This window comes from Microcoleus sp. S13C4, from assembly GCF_036700865.1.
Lineage (GTDB): Bacteria > Cyanobacteriota > Cyanobacteriia > Cyanobacteriales > Microcoleaceae > Microcoleus.
Window position 1 is genome coordinate 47,588 of sequence record NZ_JAUBPS010000012.1, and the last position, 18,920, is coordinate 66,507.

At 45.7% G+C, this 18,920-nt stretch carries 17 protein-coding genes and 1 pseudogene; 6 read left to right on the forward strand and 12 right to left on the reverse strand.

What is annotated here, in order from left to right; genetic code table 11:
* Positions 1-29: 29 nt before the first annotated feature.
* On the forward strand, positions 30-1,187 hold the full coding sequence (locus tag QT996_RS07610; protein WP_333045592.1) for a glycerate kinase: 1,158 nt from the start codon (positions 30-32) through the stop codon (positions 1,185-1,187).
* Positions 1,188-1,477: 290 nt separating this feature from the next.
* Here the strand turns inward: QT996_RS07610 and QT996_RS07615 are convergent, their stop codons facing one another.
* Positions 1,478-1,843: a hypothetical protein gene (locus QT996_RS07615; protein WP_333045594.1), complete on the reverse strand. Its 366-nt coding sequence runs from the start codon at positions 1,841-1,843 to the stop codon at positions 1,478-1,480.
* A gap of 328 nt (positions 1,844-2,171) precedes the next feature.
* Here QT996_RS07615 and QT996_RS07620 point away from each other — a divergent pair, with 328 nt between their 5' ends.
* Complete coding sequence (locus tag QT996_RS07620) at positions 2,172-2,699, forward strand: orange carotenoid protein N-terminal domain-containing protein (RefSeq protein WP_333045595.1); 528 nt, start codon at positions 2,172-2,174, stop codon at positions 2,697-2,699.
* Between the two features lie 382 nt (positions 2,700-3,081).
* Here QT996_RS07620 and QT996_RS07625 read toward each other — a convergent pair whose 3' ends face one another.
* Positions 3,082-4,944, reverse strand: coding sequence for a PAS domain-containing sensor histidine kinase (locus tag QT996_RS07625; RefSeq protein WP_333045596.1), 1,863 nt, complete (start codon positions 4,942-4,944; stop codon positions 3,082-3,084).
* 398 nt (positions 4,945-5,342) lie between these two features.
* Here QT996_RS07625 and QT996_RS07630 point away from each other — a divergent pair, with 398 nt between their 5' ends.
* Together QT996_RS07630 and QT996_RS07635 are read left to right on the forward strand one after the other, a co-directional pair.
* Entirely contained in the window at positions 5,343-6,062 is a 720-nt protein-coding gene (locus QT996_RS07630; protein WP_333045598.1) for a response regulator transcription factor, read from the forward strand.
* Between the two features lie 484 nt (positions 6,063-6,546).
* The gene (locus tag QT996_RS07635) at positions 6,547-8,199 is read left to right on the forward strand and encodes an alpha-amylase family glycosyl hydrolase (protein ID WP_333045599.1); all 1,653 of its coding nucleotides are present in this window, start codon (positions 6,547-6,549) and stop codon (positions 8,197-8,199) included.
* A gap of 376 nt (positions 8,200-8,575) precedes the next feature.
* On the opposite strand, the gene QT996_RS07640 is transcribed toward QT996_RS07635, so the two are convergent.
* Positions 8,576-11,227 (reverse strand): EAL domain-containing protein, encoded by a 2,652-nt coding sequence (locus tag QT996_RS07640; protein WP_445304548.1) that lies wholly within the window; start codon positions 11,225-11,227, stop codon positions 8,576-8,578.
* 402 nt (positions 11,228-11,629) lie between these two features.
* Positions 11,630-12,433, reverse strand: a complete 804-nt coding sequence (locus QT996_RS07645; RefSeq protein ID WP_333045602.1) for a DUF2267 domain-containing protein — start codon at positions 12,431-12,433, stop codon at positions 11,630-11,632.
* 547 nt (positions 12,434-12,980) lie between these two features.
* On the opposite strand from QT996_RS07645, the gene QT996_RS07650 reads away from it, so the two are divergent.
* The gene (locus QT996_RS07650; RefSeq protein ID WP_333045603.1) at positions 12,981-13,439 is read left to right on the forward strand and encodes a response regulator; all 459 of its coding nucleotides are present in this window, start codon (positions 12,981-12,983) and stop codon (positions 13,437-13,439) included.
* On the opposite strand, the gene QT996_RS07655 is transcribed toward QT996_RS07650, so the two are convergent.
* The 6 genes and pseudogenes from QT996_RS07655 to QT996_RS07680 all read right to left on the reverse strand — a co-directional run bounded on the left by QT996_RS07655 (position 13,408) and on the right by QT996_RS07680 (position 16,229).
* Positions 13,408-13,824: a DUF2294 domain-containing protein gene (locus QT996_RS07655; protein WP_333045604.1), complete on the reverse strand. Its 417-nt coding sequence runs from the start codon at positions 13,822-13,824 to the stop codon at positions 13,408-13,410. The genes QT996_RS07650 and QT996_RS07655 overlap by 32 nt on opposite strands.
* 104 nt (positions 13,825-13,928) lie before the next feature.
* Positions 13,929-14,306 carry a BON domain-containing protein gene (locus tag QT996_RS07660; RefSeq protein ID WP_333045605.1) on the reverse strand — a complete coding sequence of 126 codons (378 nt, stop codon included), beginning with the start codon at positions 14,304-14,306 and terminating at the stop codon, positions 13,929-13,931.
* A 451-nt stretch (positions 14,307-14,757) separates the two neighbouring features.
* A complete protein-coding gene (locus QT996_RS07665; protein WP_333045606.1) occupies positions 14,758-14,961 on the reverse strand; it encodes a hypothetical protein in 204 nt (67 codons plus the stop codon).
* Positions 14,962-15,336, reverse strand: coding sequence for a hypothetical protein (locus tag QT996_RS07670; RefSeq protein ID WP_333045607.1), 375 nt, complete (start codon positions 15,334-15,336; stop codon positions 14,962-14,964).
* Between the two features lie 26 nt (positions 15,337-15,362).
* A pseudogene (locus tag QT996_RS07675) lies at positions 15,363-15,662 on the reverse strand (alpha-amylase family glycosyl hydrolase); the annotation flags it as partial.
* A gap of 60 nt (positions 15,663-15,722) precedes the next feature.
* On the reverse strand, positions 15,723-16,229 hold the full coding sequence (locus tag QT996_RS07680; RefSeq protein ID WP_333045609.1) for a hypothetical protein: 507 nt from the start codon (positions 16,227-16,229) through the stop codon (positions 15,723-15,725).
* An 841-nt stretch (positions 16,230-17,070) separates the two neighbouring features.
* Between QT996_RS07680 and QT996_RS07685 the strand changes: the two genes are divergently transcribed.
* Positions 17,071-17,319, forward strand: coding sequence for a hypothetical protein (locus QT996_RS07685; RefSeq protein WP_333045610.1), 249 nt, complete (start codon positions 17,071-17,073; stop codon positions 17,317-17,319).
* Between the two features lie 160 nt (positions 17,320-17,479).
* Here QT996_RS07685 and QT996_RS07690 read toward each other — a convergent pair whose 3' ends face one another.
* Together QT996_RS07690 and QT996_RS07695 are read right to left on the reverse strand one after the other, a co-directional pair.
* Positions 17,480-18,325, reverse strand: coding sequence for a cyanophycinase (locus QT996_RS07690; RefSeq protein ID WP_333045611.1), 846 nt, complete (start codon positions 18,323-18,325; stop codon positions 17,480-17,482).
* Between the two features lie 363 nt (positions 18,326-18,688).
* On the reverse strand, positions 18,689-18,886 hold the full coding sequence (locus QT996_RS07695; protein WP_006632734.1) for a hypothetical protein: 198 nt from the start codon (positions 18,884-18,886) through the stop codon (positions 18,689-18,691).
* Between the last annotated feature and the right edge of the window lie 34 nt (positions 18,887-18,920).

The window sequence follows — 18,920 nt, forward strand, 5'->3', positions numbered from 1 at the left end:
ACCCCCCCCGCATCAAGAGCTTGGAGAATATGGATCGATCGACTGTAACCCCTGTTGAAATTTTACGCCGGTGGCAAGCGGGCGATCGCCCGATCGCTCCAGACTTCGATCAACTGGCTTTTTGGGAACTTGCGGATGATGTGCGATCCTCTTCGAGGGCTTCGCTAACGCGCGCTTTTGGCATTACTCCCGACACTGTAGCCGATGTTGTCCGCTGCAAAACCGATTTATTCTTTTCTCTTCTTGACGAACTCCATACTTTCCCCTTAAAGTCAACTGTTTTTCTTGAAACTTTGTGGCATCTGTGGCTGCCGCTGGCAATGCAATTATCGGCTGCAAAACAAAGTTTAAACCGTCCTTTAATTCAAGGAATTTTAGGAGGGCAAGGAACCGGAAAAACAACTTTATGCCAAGTTTTGAGGCTGATTCTGGGAAAAATGGGATATTCTACTGTCAGCCTTTCTTTAGACGATATTTACAAGACTTATGCCGATCGTCAACAACTTCAAAAAGCCGACCCACGTTTAATTTGGCGCGGCCCCCCCGGCACTCACGATATTGACTTGGGAATCGCAATTTTAGACAAGTTACGCGGTTCTCTAACTCACAATTTAGCAGCAGTTGACAATCCCAAATCTGATGCTCTCAAACCCGATATAATTAAAAATATAGAAATTCCCAGGTTTGACAAATCTGCCTACGGAGGTGCAGGAGAGCGAAGTCAACCCGAAATTATTTCCGGTGCGGATATTGTACTTTTTGAAGGTTGGTTTGTCGGCGTGAATCCGGTGGCTGATGCGAAATTGAACGAGTTTTTGGCGGCTGCACCGTTTCCGATTTCCACAGAGGGCGACTGTCAGTTTGCGCGCGATATGAATGCGAAGCTGCACGACTATCTGCCGCTGTGGAACCGATTAGATCGGTTGATGGTTTTGTATCCCCAAGATTATCGCATTTCTAAAGTCTGGCGCAATCAGGCGGAACGGGAAATGATAGCGGTGGGGAAGTCGGGAATGTCAGAAGCTGAAATTAATCGGTTTGTTGAATACTTCTGGAAAGCGCTACATCCCGAGTTATTTATTAAGTCGATGCTGGAGGGCGATCGGGTGGATTTAGTAATTGAAGTTTTGGGCGATCGCACTGTCGGCAAAATTTGTCGGGCGATCGACTTAAAATTAAGCGATTAGGGACACAAAAAATTAACTGCTTAAGGACACAACTATGTTGTGTCCCTACTCTCAAGCCATCCTAAATCATTTGTGAATTTCTTACTCCCTCCCCTTGATAAGGGGAGGGCTGGGGTGAGGTCAAAAATTTACGACTCATTTAGGATTGCTATATTGCAGCTTATCGTGCGCTCACTTGACAATTCAGGACTTATGCAAAAAGTGATTTGACGCGCGAATTATAGGGGTAAGGCAGGCCATAAGCACCCTACAATACAGAGGTTGTCCGTCGAGGATGGAGAATTTTTAAATTAACTGCCGGGAGTCCCAAGATCGATCGCTTTCTGCATCAAATCGTCGGTAACATTGCCCGGTGTACCAGCAGGCGTAATTTCCTGAGCCATCGAACGAAAATCATTGGGATTGCCGCTTGTATCTGCCGGCAGGGGGATGTCTTTAGGAGCCGGAATATCAAATTTAGGTGCAGTTGCAGCGGCGGCAGCTTGAGCGCCGGCACCCGTGCGATCGATGTCACTAACGCTGAATTCTTTTGAAGCTTCGTAGTCTGCTGATACATCAACGGTCGGCAACTTTTGTTCTCCAGCTTCCGCGCTTTCAGTGATCTGCTGAGCGTCAAAGTTTTCAGTGTTATTGACTTCTGTATTGATTTCAGACATAGCCGACTCCTTGCTAGTTTTATTTAACAATTCACTGTATCAATTATTACTTTCAATCCCCGCCTTTTTCATCTACCCGCAGATGTATCGTTGGCTTCTATCTTAAGAATGATTTCTTCTAGGGTAGTGCCTTAACATTACACCACTTTCCGAAAAGAATACAGCTTTAGGCAAGCTCCCAACCCATACATACTCAGCCCTTCCCCATTGTTTAATCTAAAATCTAAAATTTAAAATCTAAAATCGTATTACCTCTCGGGGATGGTGACTTGCACTTACAAATCTTGATACTTATATATTCTGGAAACATTTTTAAGGAATTTTATTTATGAACTCACCCGCCGCGACCAATCCTCACTCACTCTCCAACGACACTCAAAACATCGTTCAGGCAATCAACGGGTTGGGTACAGATGAAAAACTGGCGCTGCTCTACTTTGTTTATGAAAAAATGGGAGATTCAGTTACACCAGCCGCTCCCGCCGCCGCTGACCCACAGTTAGCTCCCATGCTGCTCGATGATTTTTACAAGCTTTCCCATGACCAACAACTGAATATAATGCGCGGTATTGTCAACCGCGACGACACGCCGTATTCTCACGCTTACGGAGCTTTAACTGCTAACAATCAGTTGGTGGTTTGGTATGCTTGGGCTATTGGTATGGGGGAAAAAATTGTCGATATCCCCGAAGGATATGAGGCAACTGAGGCTGTCAATGGCGTGTTGGGTCAAATTGAAGGTCTTGATTTTGAACAGCAAATTTCGGTGCTGCGTGACGTAGCTAATAATATGGGCTACACCGATGTTAAACCAATTGCTACTCAGGCAGAAGTAGGGAAAACTTCTAGTCTTTAAAGAAAACTCGGCCCTTCAAACCGCTGCATAGAGTCAAAAGAAGTCCGTCTCTGCGGACTAAATTGCGTACCTTACCGCTATAATTCGCAGGTCAAACCTTTTTTTGCCTTAGTCGTGTATATGTAGGGTGCTCTTCGGTGCACCTTACTGCTATAATTCGGGGGTCAAACCCTTTTTTTGCCTAATTCTCCTTCAATCTGCCAAAAAATATAAGCACAATTTTCAGTTTTTTGGATCACAGTCAACAGTCAACAATCATTCGGGTTCAACCGGAATTGATATTAGCCCTGTTGATTTTTTAGTGTCTTATAGAGTAACAAAAGTTTTGGTAGGATCGGTTTTAACCGCCGCTTCTTCTTATATATGTAAAAAATGTTGGCAGTCAGGAAATGAGTTTTTTGTGGTGAATTTTTCGCGGAAATTCGATCCGAAATGTCGAACCTTTTTTTACTTGACTGTCGGCAGTAATTGTGCCGTGGATCATCTTGACTAAAGAGGCACAAATAGCTAGTCCTAAACCGGTGCCTGGATAGTGGCGGGTTGTGGTTTGGTCGGCTTGGCGGAACTTGTCAAAAATGTGGGGAAGATCAGTTTCACAGATGCCGATTCCTGTATCCTGAACAGTTATAATTAGCCGATCGCAATTTAATTCCCGCACTTCAATGCAAATGCTGCCCCGATGCGTGAATTTAACCGCGTTGGAAACAAGATTGACCAAAAGTTGCCGCAGGCGCAACTTGTCATTAAGTATCAACTGATTTTGCAAGCACACGCTGACGGACATTACCACATCCTTTTCGGTGGCTTGATTTCTGAATTCCAGGGCGACATCCATTACTAAATCCGCTAAATCAAATTCTTCAATTTGTAATTTTAGGTGACCACTCTCGATTTTGGAGAGGTCGAGGATATCGTTAATCAGCACTAGCAGGTTTTTGCCGTTATGTAAAATGCGCCCCACCATCTCTTTTTGCTGGGCACTGAGCAGTTGTTTGTGCTGGCGCAGCAGCAATTGGGAAAAGCCGATAATCGAATTCATGGGAGTTCGCAATTCGTGGGACATGATGCCCAAAAATTGCGATTTTAACTTGGCTGCTTCTAGCAGTTGCAATTTTTGCTGTTGAAGGCGTCGGCCCTGATTTTCCAGTTCTTCCTGCTGGCGAATTAGCAGCTCGTTTTGTAAGTCTAAAAGCTGTTCCTGCTTTTTTAATTTTTCGATCGCCCGCGCGCTGTTAATCGCCATCGCAGCTTGTTTTCCCATCACCGCCAGCAGTTGCTGAGCTTGCCCGTCAATCGCTTTAGTGTCTTTCCCGTTGCCGATCGCCAACACACCCAAACGCCCGTTTTCTCCCGACTCGATCGCCGCTGCACAGGCCGCCGCCGGCAGCCCGTCCTCGCACTCCGACCGCCACAGTACAGGCTCTCCCGTCGCAAATGCTTTCCACAGCAGCTTGTTTTGCACGTGCGGGGTTTGGCCAGCAAAGTTTTCCGTGCCCCCGACAGCGGTGAGTTTGAGGCCGCTGCAATCGCACTCCAGGAGAGCAACTAGGCAAAATTCAGCTCCTGCGATCACCTCTACAGTCGCGTCCGCGATGGCTTGCAACAACTGACCTAAGTTACTAGCGCGCTGGCTCAACTGATTGGTAAACAGATCGATCGCGTGCAAATCCTGGCCCCCGTCCCTTAGCGTCCCGGCTTCGCACAACTTTTCTGCTTTGAAGTTGGCTTCCGAGCGCGCTTGATGGGGCAAAAATTCTGATCCTGCTTGGGGATCAACTTGAGTTTGTTGCAGCGCGTCCATATCTGTGTACGTTCCCACCCATTCTAAAACTTCCTGACTCTCTGGATTAGCGGGCGTTGCTCTGGCCAGATTCCAGCGGTAAGTGCCCTCTCGCGTCCGCAGACGAAATATAATTTCGTAACTTGGCGGCGGGAACTCACAAATGCGCGACTTCGCCAACAGACGAGGACGGTCTTCTGGGTGGACCTGCGCCAGATAGCCGAAACCCAAAGCTGCTGCTGCTGGTACCCCCGTATATTCCTCCCAGCACTGACCTAAATAAGTCACCCAGCCATCGGCATATGCTTTCCAAATTATGTGAGGAGTTGCCTCCCACAGGCGATCTTCCTGAGTTTCGCGGTCGCAAACTTGCTGTTGGGGGGATGTTATTTCAGATACTTTGTGTAATATTTCCGCGTCGGAAAACTCCGAGGGAAAAGAGTTCTTGCCGTGATAGTGAGTCATAACAGGTTTTATAAATAACCATAGAACTTGAGCCCTAACACCGGCTAAAGACTCGTACTGCTAGCTTTATTTATTTTGACGGCCCAAGTGCCTCAAAATTTTTTATACTTTAAACTTATCCGGGTAGTGGTATCTTTACCTCTATCAAGGGGCGGACAATGAGATAATTCAGTTAAACTATTGAAACATTGAGAGCTTACCTGTCCCGAGGAAGGCTCGTGCAGGCATCGCCGCCACATAACTTAAAAATTAACTTGCTTTCTTGGCGGCTGCATGAGTATGCTTGAAAATGATGTGCGGCCTGTCAAACCATAAATCAGGACACCTTCTCAAATTTTCTCAGTTTAGCTGAGTCAGTTGACGATATTTTAAAAGTCTAGGGGACTGTTGGAAGAAAGATGAGTAAAATTCGCGTTGCTTTGATAGAAGACCATGACCTAACAAGAGTCGGCATCCGCACAGCTTTACAACAGCGTGACACTATAGAAGTTGTCGGCGATGCAGCTAACGCTACAGATGGATTGAAACTGCTTCAGTCTTCAAAACCTGACGTGGCAATTGTAGATATTGGGTTGCCGGATTTTGATGGCATTGAACTTACACAAAAGTTCAAAAAATCGGTAGGGGAGTCTGATCCCGATACAAAAATTTTGATTCTGACTTTTCAGGACAATGAAGAAGAAGTTCTGGCAGCTTTTGCCGCCGGAGCTGACTCTTACTGCATGAAAGATATTAGCTTCGATCAGTTATTAGACGTAGTTAAAGTAACTCACGAAGGTAACTCTTGGATTGATCCGGCGATCGCCCGTATCGTCCTGAAACAAGCTCGCACTCAGGAACCGACACCGGAAGAACCGAAGGCGGAGGGCAAAAGAGTCACAATTAAGGCTGCCGAACCCGAGTTTAGCCACATTATTGAGACTTACCCTTTAACCGAGCGGGAATTAGAGGTTTTGGAACTGATCGTGCAGGGTTACAGCAATGCTGCAATCGCCGAAAAGCTTTACATTACTGTAGGTACAGTCAAAACTCACGTCCGCAATATTTTGAACAAGTTGTGTGCTGATGACCGCACTCAGGCTGCCGTTCTCGCCCTGCGTTCTGGCTTGGTTGGATGAAGCCTTATCGTCAGGCAAAATCAAGTTAAAAGTAGGGTGCGCCTAGCGCACCTTACGGCCACTGATTTAGGGTGTGCACTGTACACCGACTGACTAATTGTTACCAAAAAATTAGGGGAGGCAGTGTGCACCAGCCGAGCAATTGTTTCTTGTTAGAAAAAGGGTAAATTTTAAAGTTGCATCTATCCCAGTACAGATATTTTTTTAATGTTTTAACAAGTAAATCTACCTTAAGATAGATGCTAAAAAAATCTCATACTACTAATACTTATTGTTGAGCGATCGCCAGTTAGATAAATTTCGCTCACACTGCCCATATTGCGCGATATCACTTCATAAAAGGCGCAGGCAGAGGCAAGATTACCATACTTTTAGAAATAGTTAAGGCTTAAAGAAATTATATCCGCAGAGCGATGCTGAGTCCGCTTAAATTTGCCAAATTAAAAGTATCAACTGCTACTGAAATATTTTAGAAAGAGGTATTATGGCTGCTCCAATTGAATTCAAGTTATTTGCTCCCTACAATAAAGGAGCTGCCTTGATTGGCTCTTTTTCTAATTGGGAAGAGATTCCGATGGAAAAGAACGAAGAAGGTTATTTCTGCACGCGAGTTGAGTTGGAGGATGGCGTTTATCAATACAAATTTCGGGTTCAGTCGAAAAGCTGGTTTCTGGAAGCAGATCAGTGGGTAGATGTGGTCGATCCCTACGCGACTGACATCGACGATCCTACTCAAAACGGCCTTGTTCGGATCAAAGATGGGTCGCGCATTGTTGATACCTACGTCTGGAAACACGACGACAAACCGCTACCGGCCGATCGGGAATTAGTGATTTATGAAATGCACGTTGCTGACTTTTCCGGCGGCGAAGCTGATCCCCTGGCCCGCGGCAAGTACAAGCACGTCGTCGAAAAACTCGATTACCTAGTCGAACTCGGCATCAACGCGATCGAACTCATGCCCCTCAAAGAATACCCGGGCGACTACAGTTGGGGCTACAACCCCCGCTACTTCTTGGCTGCCGAGTCCAGCTACGGAACCACAGAAGAACTCAAAAACCTGATAGACGAGTGTCACGGGCGCGGGATTCGCGTCATCATGGACGGGATTTACAACCACTCGGAAGCGTCGAGCCCCCTCACTCAAATCGATCACGATTATTGGTATCACCACGAACCCCGCGATGCAGACAACAATTGGGGCCCGGAATTTAACTACGAATTCTACGACGAAAACTTAGGAACTTTCCCGGCGCGCAGATTTGCTGGCGATACAGTCCGCTTCTGGATTCAAGAATATCATCTCGACGGCATTCGTTTCGACGCGGCGCGACAAATTGCTAACTACGATTTCATGCACTGGGTCGTTCAAGAAGCCAAAAGTGTCGCCGGCCCCAAACCGTTTTACACCGTTGCCGAATACATTCCCGACGAGCCCAGCATCACGAATCTAGACGGGCCGATGGACGGCTGCTGGCACGACAGTTTCTATCACTCGATAATTCCACAACTCTGCGGCGACAATTTTGATTTAGAACGCCTCAAAGAGGTAATCGACTGCAAGCGGCAAGGTTACTTGGGTGCTACGAATGTAGTGAATTATCTGAGCAATCACGACCACGATCGCGTTTTTGCCGAATTGGGCGATCGCGGAATTTTGGATGAAGCAGCCTTCAAGCGGGCGAAATTAGGAACCGTGCTGTTAATGACAGCAGTTGGCGTGCCACTAATTTGGATGGGCGAAGAATTTGGCGAATACAAAGCCAAAACAATTGAGCAAGCTAAGATTGACTGGACGCTGCTAGGAAATGACCTGAATAAAGGTTTGTGGGAATACTACAAAGGCTTAATTCACCTGCGTAAAAATAACCAAGCACTTTACACAGAAAACATTGAATTTTTCCACGAAGACCCCGAGTCGAAAGTTTTTGCTTACACTCGCTGGAACGATGAAGGTTCGAGAGTTGTAGTAGTAGCGAATATGTCGGAAAATTATTTAGCTGGTTACAGCGTTCCCCACTTCCCGGCAAACGGAACGTGGCACGAATGGACGGGCAATTATGATGTGGAATCGGGCGATAACAATATTATGATAGACTTGCCGGAATACGAAGCGAAAGTGTTTGTTTGGCAGTAATATCAAATCTAGTCCCTTACCCCTAATCAACCTGTTTGTAGTGAGGACTTTAGCCCTTATACCAATTTTTTATGAGGCTGCATAGAATCAGATCCCCCCTAGCCCCCCTTAATAAGGGGGGGACAAGATTCCGCTCAAAGTCCCCCTTCTTAAGGGGGATTTAGGGGGATCGAGATATGTGCAACTTCACATTAAATTGGTATTACTACAAACCAATTTTATTGTGGTCGTTCTAGCGGACATAATGTAATACCAATTTAAAAAAGTCTTACTACAGTCCTCCATATTATACCAATTATTAAAAGCCAGCCGTAGGGACAAAGGCTTTCGCCGTGTCCTACAGATATCGCTTTTCAGAATAAATCTAATTCCCAACTCAAAATAGAAGCTCTTGTTTGTTTCCACGTTGATTTTCTAGGCACACTTGGGTTATAGCGGCCGCCGGTATTGGTTTGCTAAAGAAGTAACCCTGGCCTATATCGCACTGATGCGAGTGCAAAAATGCCAACTGTTCTGCTGTTTCCACACCCTCGGCAATCACCTGTAAATTCAGGCCCTGTCCCAAGCCGATCGCCAGTTTCACAATAGTAGCACCGCTGCTACCGGTCACCAAATCGGCCACGAAAGATTTGTCTATTTTTAAATTATTGAGGGGAAAGCTTTTCAGAGACCACAGTGAAGAATAACCGGTGCCAAAATCGTCCAGAGAAATGTGAATTCCCATGTCCTTCAACTGCTGCAATACCGACAGCGTAAAGCTCACATCTGTCATAGCAATGCTCTCGGTAATTTCTATTTCTAAATATTCGGGATTTAACTTGGTTTCTGATAAAATTTCAGCGATGATTTGTACTGTGTGAGGTTGCAGAAACTGGCGGGCTGATAAATTCACCGCTATTCGCATCGGCGGCAATCCCCGTAACTGCCACTCTCGATTTTGCAAGCAAGCAGTCCGCATCACCCATTCGTCAATTTGGCAGATTAATCCTGTTTCCTCAGCTAAGGGAATAAATCGATCGGGAGAAATCAAACCGCGTTCGGGATGATCCCAGCGAATCAGAGCTTCCATGCCGACTATTTTGCCAGTATTTAAGTTTATTTGTGGTTGATAGTGCAGGACAAACTCAGTTTTTTTTATAGCTTTGTAAAGATGATTTTCTAAGTTAAGATCCTCGGAGACTTTACTGCCGATCGCCCGCGTGTAAAACTGATAATTATTGCGACCTTTCTGTTTAGCTTTGTACATCGCAGCATCAGCATTTTTCAGCAAAGTTTCTGCATCTTCTCCGTCATAAGGAGCCAAGGCAATTCCCAAGCTAGCCTTAGTATAAAGTTCCAGACCCTCAAAATCAAAAGGACTGCTTAAACTCTGGATAATTAGCTGGCAAATCTTAGTTGCTTCCTCTGGGGTATTGATATTGTACAGCAGCACAGTAAATTCATCTCCGCCCCAACGAGCAATCGAATCCCCCACGCGCAAACACTTACTCAAACGCCGAGATACACTTTGCAGCAACAAATCGCCCACTGGGTGACCGAGAGTATCGTTAACATTTTTAAATCGATCCAAATCTAGAAAGATTACTGCCAGCATTTCTCCATTTTGGTGAGCGCTAGCTAAAGCTAAAGACAGCCTTTCATTAAACAGTAATCTATTAGGTAAACCAGTTAATGGGTCGTGAGAAGCTTGATGTCGGATCATCGCCTCGACGCGCCTCTGCATTGCAGCCATGTACAGGTGAGTTCCTAAAGATTGTGCTAGCTTCTGTTCCTCGCTGGTCCACTTTTGAGCTTCGCCGGTTTTGATTTCTTTCCAAGCTGCAAAGGACTGTCGGGGACGATCGTGCCGGGCGTCCGAACTGCAACGGCCCGCCCACAAAATTTCGGTTTGTATAGGGCTGCGAAAAACGGTGAGACAGCCGATGCACTGTTGCCGATATTGCAACGGTACTGCCAAAAATGATCGAATGGAAGCTGCGACTAAATTGGCAGATACAGATTTAAGTTGAGGTTCTTTAGAAATATCGGAAATTGCGTACAAGTGCGGTACAAGAAAACTGGAAACATTGCTGTCAATTGAACTGTAATTCTGGGAATATATATTTTCAAAAATACCTAATTGCCTGGGATGATTAGCAGTTTTTGCTTGATCGCCTTGGTGGTCAAACCCCATGATCTGCTGCCAAAACGGGCTGAGTTCAAGGTCGAGGTCCGTGGGCTGCTGGCCACAGGTATAAAGCAAAGCTGGCCGATCGCCAAACTCCGCTGCAAGGTACAGTCGTCCTCCCGAACCATGCAAATGCTTGACAGTTTGTTCGAGAACTGCTTTGCGAATTTCGTTTAGTTCCAGAGGAGAATGCAGCAAACTGGTAATTTGGTTGACAACGGCTTCGTCGCGCGCTTGCTGTCGAGCTTGACTCAGCAGAAAAGATTGGGCGATCGCAATTGAAAGTTGATCCACAAGCAACTGCACCATTTTCAATTCTCGAGCGCTAAACCGTTTCGGTTGGCTGTGGTGAGACACCAACAGTCCCCAAAGGTGATTTTGATGCAAAATCGGCACCGTCAGAGAAGAACGTGCCCCCATAGCCTTCAGATATTCAGCATGACAGGGGTCTACAGGACGATAGCTAATATCTTCAACTGCTAAAGTTTTGCCGGTTTCGGGACAATCTAACCGATTAAGTGTTTGATGCTTCAATTCCACATCAACAATCACTCGCTGGCGCGCTTTAAGAAACATTTCCCGAGCACTCTGGGGAATGTCGCCTGGTGGAAAGCGCAAACCCAGCATAGATGGCAAATTGTCGCCGTTGATGGACTCAGCAATGACCTCGCCGCTACCGTCGGCCTCAAAGCGATAAACTTTTACTCGATCGCTAGCTAAAAAACTGCGGATTTCTCGCGCCGTTGTCGTCAAAATCTCTTGCAGTTCTAAAGAGTTGCGGATGCGATTGGTAATTCGATTGAGTAAAATCTCTTGTTCCAGGGTCGATCGTGACATTTGTCTAACTTTGGTGCGGGCCATCCCTTTTCATCTCCAGGGCTGTTGACAGCATTTTTGCGAGCCACCGTGTTAACTCGCCCTGTATTATAGAATACAACATTTTCCTCGCGTCTATAAGACTTACCCAACCCGGGATTTAAAAACCCCGTTTCTGGAGTTCTTTCTGGTTTTTCGACAAATTTTGGTGAGAAACCGGCTTTTTCACAGCAGTTACAAGGCAAGGAATGAGCGAGCAGACAAGTAGTGAGGACTCAAGTCCGATCGAGTTGGATCAGGACTCAAGTCCTCACTAAAAAGCAATTGCAGAGCTACAAGACAAAAGGTATAGAGAAACCGGGTTGACCAAGCAATATTGTGCCCTCTGGAGGGAGAATACTGGTTCGTCAACCCGGCTGGTAAGTATTTATACCCGGAAATATCCCGTTAAGCCGACTCCCAAATTTCCTGAATTCTGTCCGGCAAAAAGCCAGCTATTTCCTGAATTCGCTCCGCGGACAACTCATCCTTCGTTGCCGAGAATACAGCCGCGATCGCAGTTTCCGGTTTTACTCCCGAAGGAAGTGCGCCTTCTAGTTCCACCCTCCGTGCAAACAAATTGCCATCGATTCCCGCAGGTGCAGGCGGGCCGGTCAAAGGCTGACGTATGCGGCTGAGCAATCCCACCAGCGGATTGGTATCTTTCCAGAGATCTGCTATTTCTTGTTGCAGGGTTTTGTCATCCGTAGGCAAAACTTCTTTGTGCAATTCAGATTCCACGTGCTCGATGGCATCTTTTGTCATCACATCGCGCATGACCCGGTACACTACTTCGGTAATGTCCCTGGCATCAAAAATATCCTCCAAGTGACCGTTTACCATCACTTTTTCCAAAAACGGCATATCCTTTGAAGCGATAGGAACTGCCGATCCTTCTTGGTGGAGCGAGGTCGGAGGATTCGTCTCCATTTTGTGTAACAGTTTGCGGCCTTTTTCTGTTAACTGAGCTTGTTGGAATGCCACTAAAGGTGGCAATAACTCAGCTCCTCCGTAAGGTTCTCCACTAAACTCCGCTTTGATAAATTCTCTTTGGTTTAGGTAGTCCAGATGACCGAGCAATTCCGCTTCCGCCACCTGGTGACCGACATATTCTTCGGCTGCGTTCCTAATTTCCGACTCTCCCTTGCCGTTTCCGCTGCCAATCTTTTTGAGCAAAATGTAAGTCAGGTCGTCTCTGATTGGAATTGTCATCAAAACCTCCTAGGTTAATATGCGTTTAAACCAAAGTAAAAACAGATTTTTTTACTTGCTAAACTTGCAATAATTACTACTTAAAAACATTGAAGTATAAAGTAGAGTAACAAGTATCTCTCACCAGGTGGAAGTTATTAAAATTAAGTATCGGTTAGAATCTTCCTTTAGGTAGATCCATCTATGGGAACCCACGTCTAATGTGGTTAGTACCCTGAAAAGCTGTCGCCACTCTTCAAGGCTATTAAGCGAGGATGCTTTATTGGTAAGATTTTCGGTATTTATGGCGTGTTTTTACCAAGGCAAACGCACCAAGAGCGCCTAAGTTGGTAATTGGCGCTAGGAGAGGTAGAATTAAGCAGATGCGATGGGTTCGATCGACTGTGGCCCTCTTGCCCCCAGCTTGCATCGATATTGTACAATCGGGTCATACCAGAAACGGGCCATTGGAGAGCTACAAATACGAGCCAATCTGTTTCAAGTGCCGGAGCGCCACTTGAGGAATGCCTCGGGGACAAATTTTTTGATCGTTTTTCGATCGGCATTTATGAACTACCCTACTTGGAAGAAGAAATTGGAATCCTCGTTTTTAAATAACGGTCAACCAACGGTAGACAAGCGTCCTTTAGTTTTGGCTGTAGACGACAATCCCGACAACTTAGAGCTGCTGACACAAATACTCGATTTATTCGGCTGCGAGTGCGTAGGAGCCGTTGACGGGTACACAGCTCTTTCAGCAGCAGTCGATCGACCTCCCGACCTAATCGTACTCGACATTTGCTTGCCGGATATAGACGGTATGGAAGTAGTAAAACGCATTCAACAAAACCCCGACCTGAGACATATTCCGATTGTTGCTATCACAGCACTAGCCAAACCAGAAGACCGCGATCGGATTCTCCAAGCCGGCTGCGTGGAATACCTTTCCAAACCTTTTAACATCCAGGATTTAGAAAGAATTATCCGCCAGCACATCAACTCTCAACTGGTTTTGATTGAGTTTTAGACTTAGAACTAGAATCGCGAACTTTAGGTGCAGAGTCCAAAATTGCGATCGTTCCCGTGCGGCCAGTCTCCAAGGTCGCATCGCTGAGCCAATCAGTCACTCCCACGCCCAAAACCTCTTTGATTAAATCTTTCACTAACAGTTCCAGAACTGATTGTAGTTGTTCTCGCACCTGCAAAGCCAAATCGTGCTGACCGTTCTGAGCCAGCAGTTTTTCTGGTTGAGTAAGCCCATTTTCGATAACAATTATCAATTTGTTATCCAAAAGATTGCAGAGCGCTTGACTCGTTTGGTGTCCGAGTTGAGAGCGGTACAAAGCTTGAATTCCCTGCGAAAGAGTGCGTTCTAATTTCCCCCGAGTAGGTTCTAAGGTTTCCCCTGTCATATTTTTTACTAAAAAAAAGATAAATCAAAAAAACAGTTAACTGTTAACTACTAACTGGTTAACTGTTAACTGCTAACGGTTAACTGTTAGAAATAACCGTCGCGCTACCCGACAGTAACTTGATCAGTTTCCACGCCAGTTGCACCCTTAACACCTTTAGCAATTGTCACTAACTTGTTGACAATTGCCTGATCGGGAACTGTACCTTTGAGAACCACAGTAGTGCCCAGTTGAGCCACATAAACAGTCTCAATATCCGCAACCTCTGGATTTGCATCGAAAGCCTGAGCCACCCGTTTAGCTAAACCGCTTTGATCGTATTCGCCATTCAATCCCATGCGTTCCGGCGGGATTGTCTGATTGCTCGCAGCAGGTTGAGCTTGAGCTTGAGCTTCCGCTACAGGTGCTTGGTAAGCAGGAGCGTCAACAGTTTCTTGATTTTCAAGTTTTTCTAAACCAAACAATCTTTTTAGCCAGCCCATAGAGTTTGTCCTCCGACAAAGTTTGTGTTAATTGACTTGTTAATTGACAGTTGGCACGTCGCCGTGCAATTTTTATTCTCAATACCAGGAATGAGGATCGCACTGTTGGACGCAGAAACCGGATTTTTCTCTAAAAAAGTATCGTTCCAGCCTTCTGCCCCGGTAGGAAAACCCAGTTTCTTGAGTTGTGTTCGCCCATCCTAGATACCATTTAATGTTGTACAACTTCCTCTATCATCTGCCTGGAGACATAATTCTGCCGCTCTCAAACAAATACTTGGGCTGACCATTCCGGCACATCAAACTTAAACCCTTCTTCCCCAACTTCTACTATTTTGTTATACATCCACTCGTGCCAAGTTCCCGCAGCCGGAAACTTAGGAATGCTGTTACCAGATAGATAAGTATGCGAAAAATTAGCGACAACTACTGCTCGCGTTCCCTCATCGCTTCAACGGTAGTAAGCGATGACTTTGGCTTCGGGATTTTCGTGGATAAATTCAATATTTTCGGTATAAAGTGCCGGCCAATGTTCTCGCAGCAGAATCACCTGTTTGTAGTATTCCAACAACTCATGATTGGGCTGATTTTTCAACAAAGACCATTGCAGTTTATTCGGCTGGTTGGGAGTTTGCCGAGTGGATTGTCCAAACACTTAGCCCATCCACAGCAGCGGTATTCCTACTGCTGTGACCAACAAAACTGCTCCCAATTTAGCGCGTTTAAAAGCCGCTTCTTGATCGATATCCCGAAAGCTTGCTTCCGCCAGCAAGTGGGATCGGTCGTGACTGGCTAAATAATTGATCACATTAGTTGTGTTTTGATAGCCTTGTTGTTTGGGTTCTAGAACTTGCTTGAGCTTTTCGATATCGAAAGTCTTCGCCCCCAGATTTTCAATGGTAAAAATGCGAAAACTTTTGTGCCAGCACCCGTCCATCGGCCCGACCGCAGCGACGAGTTCGGGAAGTTCGGGGATGTGTTCTGCTATGTTGTAAAATGGCTTGTGACGGGCGGTTTTTTTTCGCTTCACGAGTTATCCAGTGTAGGAAATGTTGATTATCCAACTGCCGCACTGCATCTGGGGCGAATGCCGTCGATATGATATTCTGGAATCCAGAAATTAACGACATCGCCGATGAATTTCCCAACGGGACGAATGCCGAGTTTTGGGCCGCAGTTTTCGTAGTTAAACTCCGGGGCCCAGTAGTTAGCGGGATCTTCGGGATAGTGTTTGTCGCGGTAGTAGCAGTAATTGCGATCGATTAGCAATAAAGGACTTTCTTCATCGCAGTGGTTGTAAATCCCGTCCAGAACCACCCGAATGCCCCGTCCGTGGCACTCGTCAATCAATTGCTTGAAATCTGCGGTTGCGCCGTAGCTGGACTCTAGGGTAAAGAAATCGCGGACTTTGTAGCCCTAGCTATAATCGCCCGCATATTCATTAACTGGCATTAGTTCGATCGCATTTATCCCCAAATCGCACAGATAATCTAATTTCTCCCTCACCTGCTGGAATTTACCGCGACTGTCGGAACCATCCGACCCGGAAAAATCAGCAACGTGCGGTTCATAAACGACTAATTCTTCATTATTGGGGAGTTCTTTGTCGTCGTGCTGCCAAACATAGGTATCAATAATTCGCGCCCCTGCTTTGATGCGAATTGTACTTGTATTAGTAGTGCGGTCAATTTCAGTAGCGTAGGGGTCATTGACTTCTACCCCTTCGTCCGGTTCAAAACAGGGACTTTGCGACTGAACTCGGAATTTGTATTGATAAATACCGTCTTCTAACTTAATGTTAGTGCGGGAATAACCTTTGTCATCTTTTTCTAAGGGAATTTCTGCCCATTGGGAAAAGGAGCCGAGCAGTGTAGCTGCTTTGTTGTTGGGAGCGAAGAGTTTGAATTCAATTGCAGCGGGCATAAATACTTTGTTTGCAGAACTTATAAGTGTGATTAGTATTGATTTTTACCATTTTGCAAATCTGTCGCCATCGTTCTTAAGATTTAAACCTGTAACGCTTATGTTGTAAGGTGCTTGGGGGCGCACCCGGACGATTGAGTAGTGCGAACCCTAGCTATTGAGTAAGGTGCACCCCTAGGCACCCGGAAACCTGATTTTAATCAAAAATGTAGTAAAAGTAACTAAAAATTATTAAGCGCTGTTTATGAAAAATAGTCGGGACTGTTTTTAGTTCGTAGTCTGAAACCCTAGATTTTCCGTTGGTAGCGAACTTGCCTTGGATCCTTGAAACCCTTATTCTACGGTGGGCTATCAAAAACTGTCGGAAGTATTGTATGAAAAGTAATTTAACTTTTGATAACTAGATAAATCGTGGTGAAGATTTAACATTTGTAACTAAAGAAACATTTTTTAGCCGACAGGGGTAATACCGTAGAAAGATGTCATTTTATGCGGAAAGAGCGAGGATGAGCGTGTAATTATAAGGCAAGGGAAACCAGAAACATGAATCCTTTATTCAACTGGGTTTTCCTGCGACTTTAAGCCAAGTTTGAGCCGAGAATAGCAATGATTGTTTTTGCTTATGTCTTGGCAGCACTTGTTTTATAGTTTTTGCTCGGCAAACTTTGTAGAACCACAATCAGCTTTAACGACTGCTGCTACCTCAGTAATTGGTAATTGGTGAAAATCTCATCCGTCCCTGTTACCCGTTAGATATTCCGAGCAGTGGCTCTAAGGCTCTAAAAGTTTAATGTGGGATGTTGGCGAATTACCGTTACTGTAAAACTCTGGAGTGTTAAAAATGCTAAAACAAATGTGTTGGTTGCCCCGATTGGGACGCAATGGAGAAAAGATATTGCACTTACGCACCGATGCCCGTCAGGGGTGGCGGCCTTATACAGCTTTTCCGCAGTTCGCTGTATCCGACTACCGGGAACCGGGCGGTTCTAAGGGATGGGCAACTTATCAGAAGCTGAGAACTCAAGGGTGGAATTTAATATCGACTGCAGAAGGGCAGGAGTCGATTTTTGGCGAACAGAAAAGTGCTTAAAAAATCGGAAACCGCAGCAATAAAAGAAGAGGATTTTACCTCTTCTTTTATTGGTTCAGGACGCAGCAACTAGGTTTTTAACCATCCTACTTGGTTGCAGCGGTAAGGTGTGCATTATACACGCTACATACTTTTGAGATGTTTACCAGTTGCAAGTAAATTAGGCGATCGCCCTTTGTCTCTCTGCTGTTGTTGCTACGCTATCAAACACCGGCTGGCGAGTTTTCAAGTTAAACCGATATCCGTGGGGGAGGATGTGCAACTTGGCCCCGCAAATCGCCAAACCCTCATCCTTCAAGCGTCCCTCAATATTGTCGTGGAGTTTTTCCGACTCGTCGATGACAGTTACAGCGCTTTCGCCAATGACTTCCAACTCGTCACCGTGGACTAAAATAGCTGTATTTTCGTCAATACCAAATCCCAACACAGCCGGTTGCAGCAAGAGTGCCGTAACTAAGCGTCCCAGACGACCTCGTTGGGCGAAATGCTGGTCGATGACAACATCGGGAAGGAAACCCATTCCCGGGCCCATTGCTACCACATCAACGCGGGGGTTTGTCTCGGAGTCTCCTTCAATAATCATCATGTCTGGCATCATCGCCGCGCCGGCACTGGTGCCACCAATGATAATCCCTTCAGAGTAGCGTTTGTGCATAGCTGCGTCGAGTTTTGTGTCTTTCAAGCAGCTAATAATCCGCGCTTGATCTCCGCCGGTAAAGAATATGCCCGTGGCTTGTTCGATCGCTTCTAAATAATCTGGATTGTTGGCATCTTCGGGTCTCTGGGTGTCAACAACTCGCACATCTTCAGCGCCCAGTCGCTCAAACACTCGGATGTAATTATCTCCTACTTCTCCCGGCAAGCTTGTTGCAGCAGTCATGACAACAATGTGCGCTTTAGTGCCTCCGGCGCACCGCAAGAATTCCCGCAGAATTTTGCAGTCCCCTTCTTTGTCTTCCGCGCCACCAATAATTAGCAACTTTCCCTGAGTTTCCTGGCTCGCCATATTATCTCCACTTTTAATTTATTAAACTTCACTAAAACACAAAATTCCTTTGTCCGAAAACTGCCAAAAGGTATATATAAATACAAAAAAATATCATACTTCTACCACTCCAGGACGCAAACAGCTCAAGCATTCGGGTTGTTTTTTACTCAGGCTTTGGGCTGTAACAATGTTTTTGTTAAACAAAACTTAACCCTCCCCTAACAGGATAGAGGTGGGTCAAAAAATGAGTTGAATTTATCAAGACTTACCGGCGCGGGGTAATCAATCCGGTTTCTGACGGGATTCTTCGCGACTCCTCCTATTAGTTTCTCCTAGAAATCGGATTGATGAGCGTAAGTCCTCAATTAGTCCGATCGCCTGTTAGTGCGATCGCTCGATCAAATTGCTCAATATGGTACTCGCCCGTTCTAAAGGTAGGTGTCTGGGTTTGCCGTTCCAGACAATCTGATATTCGTTGCTGTTTTGACCATCGCCGTAGCCAGAAATTAGCTTCCGGTGAAATGCTTCCTCAGCTAAGTGGTGAACTTTGTCCCTGAGAGCAGTTTGTGCGATCTTCATAATTTGCTGCCTCTTAAATTTTCTTTCACTGTCA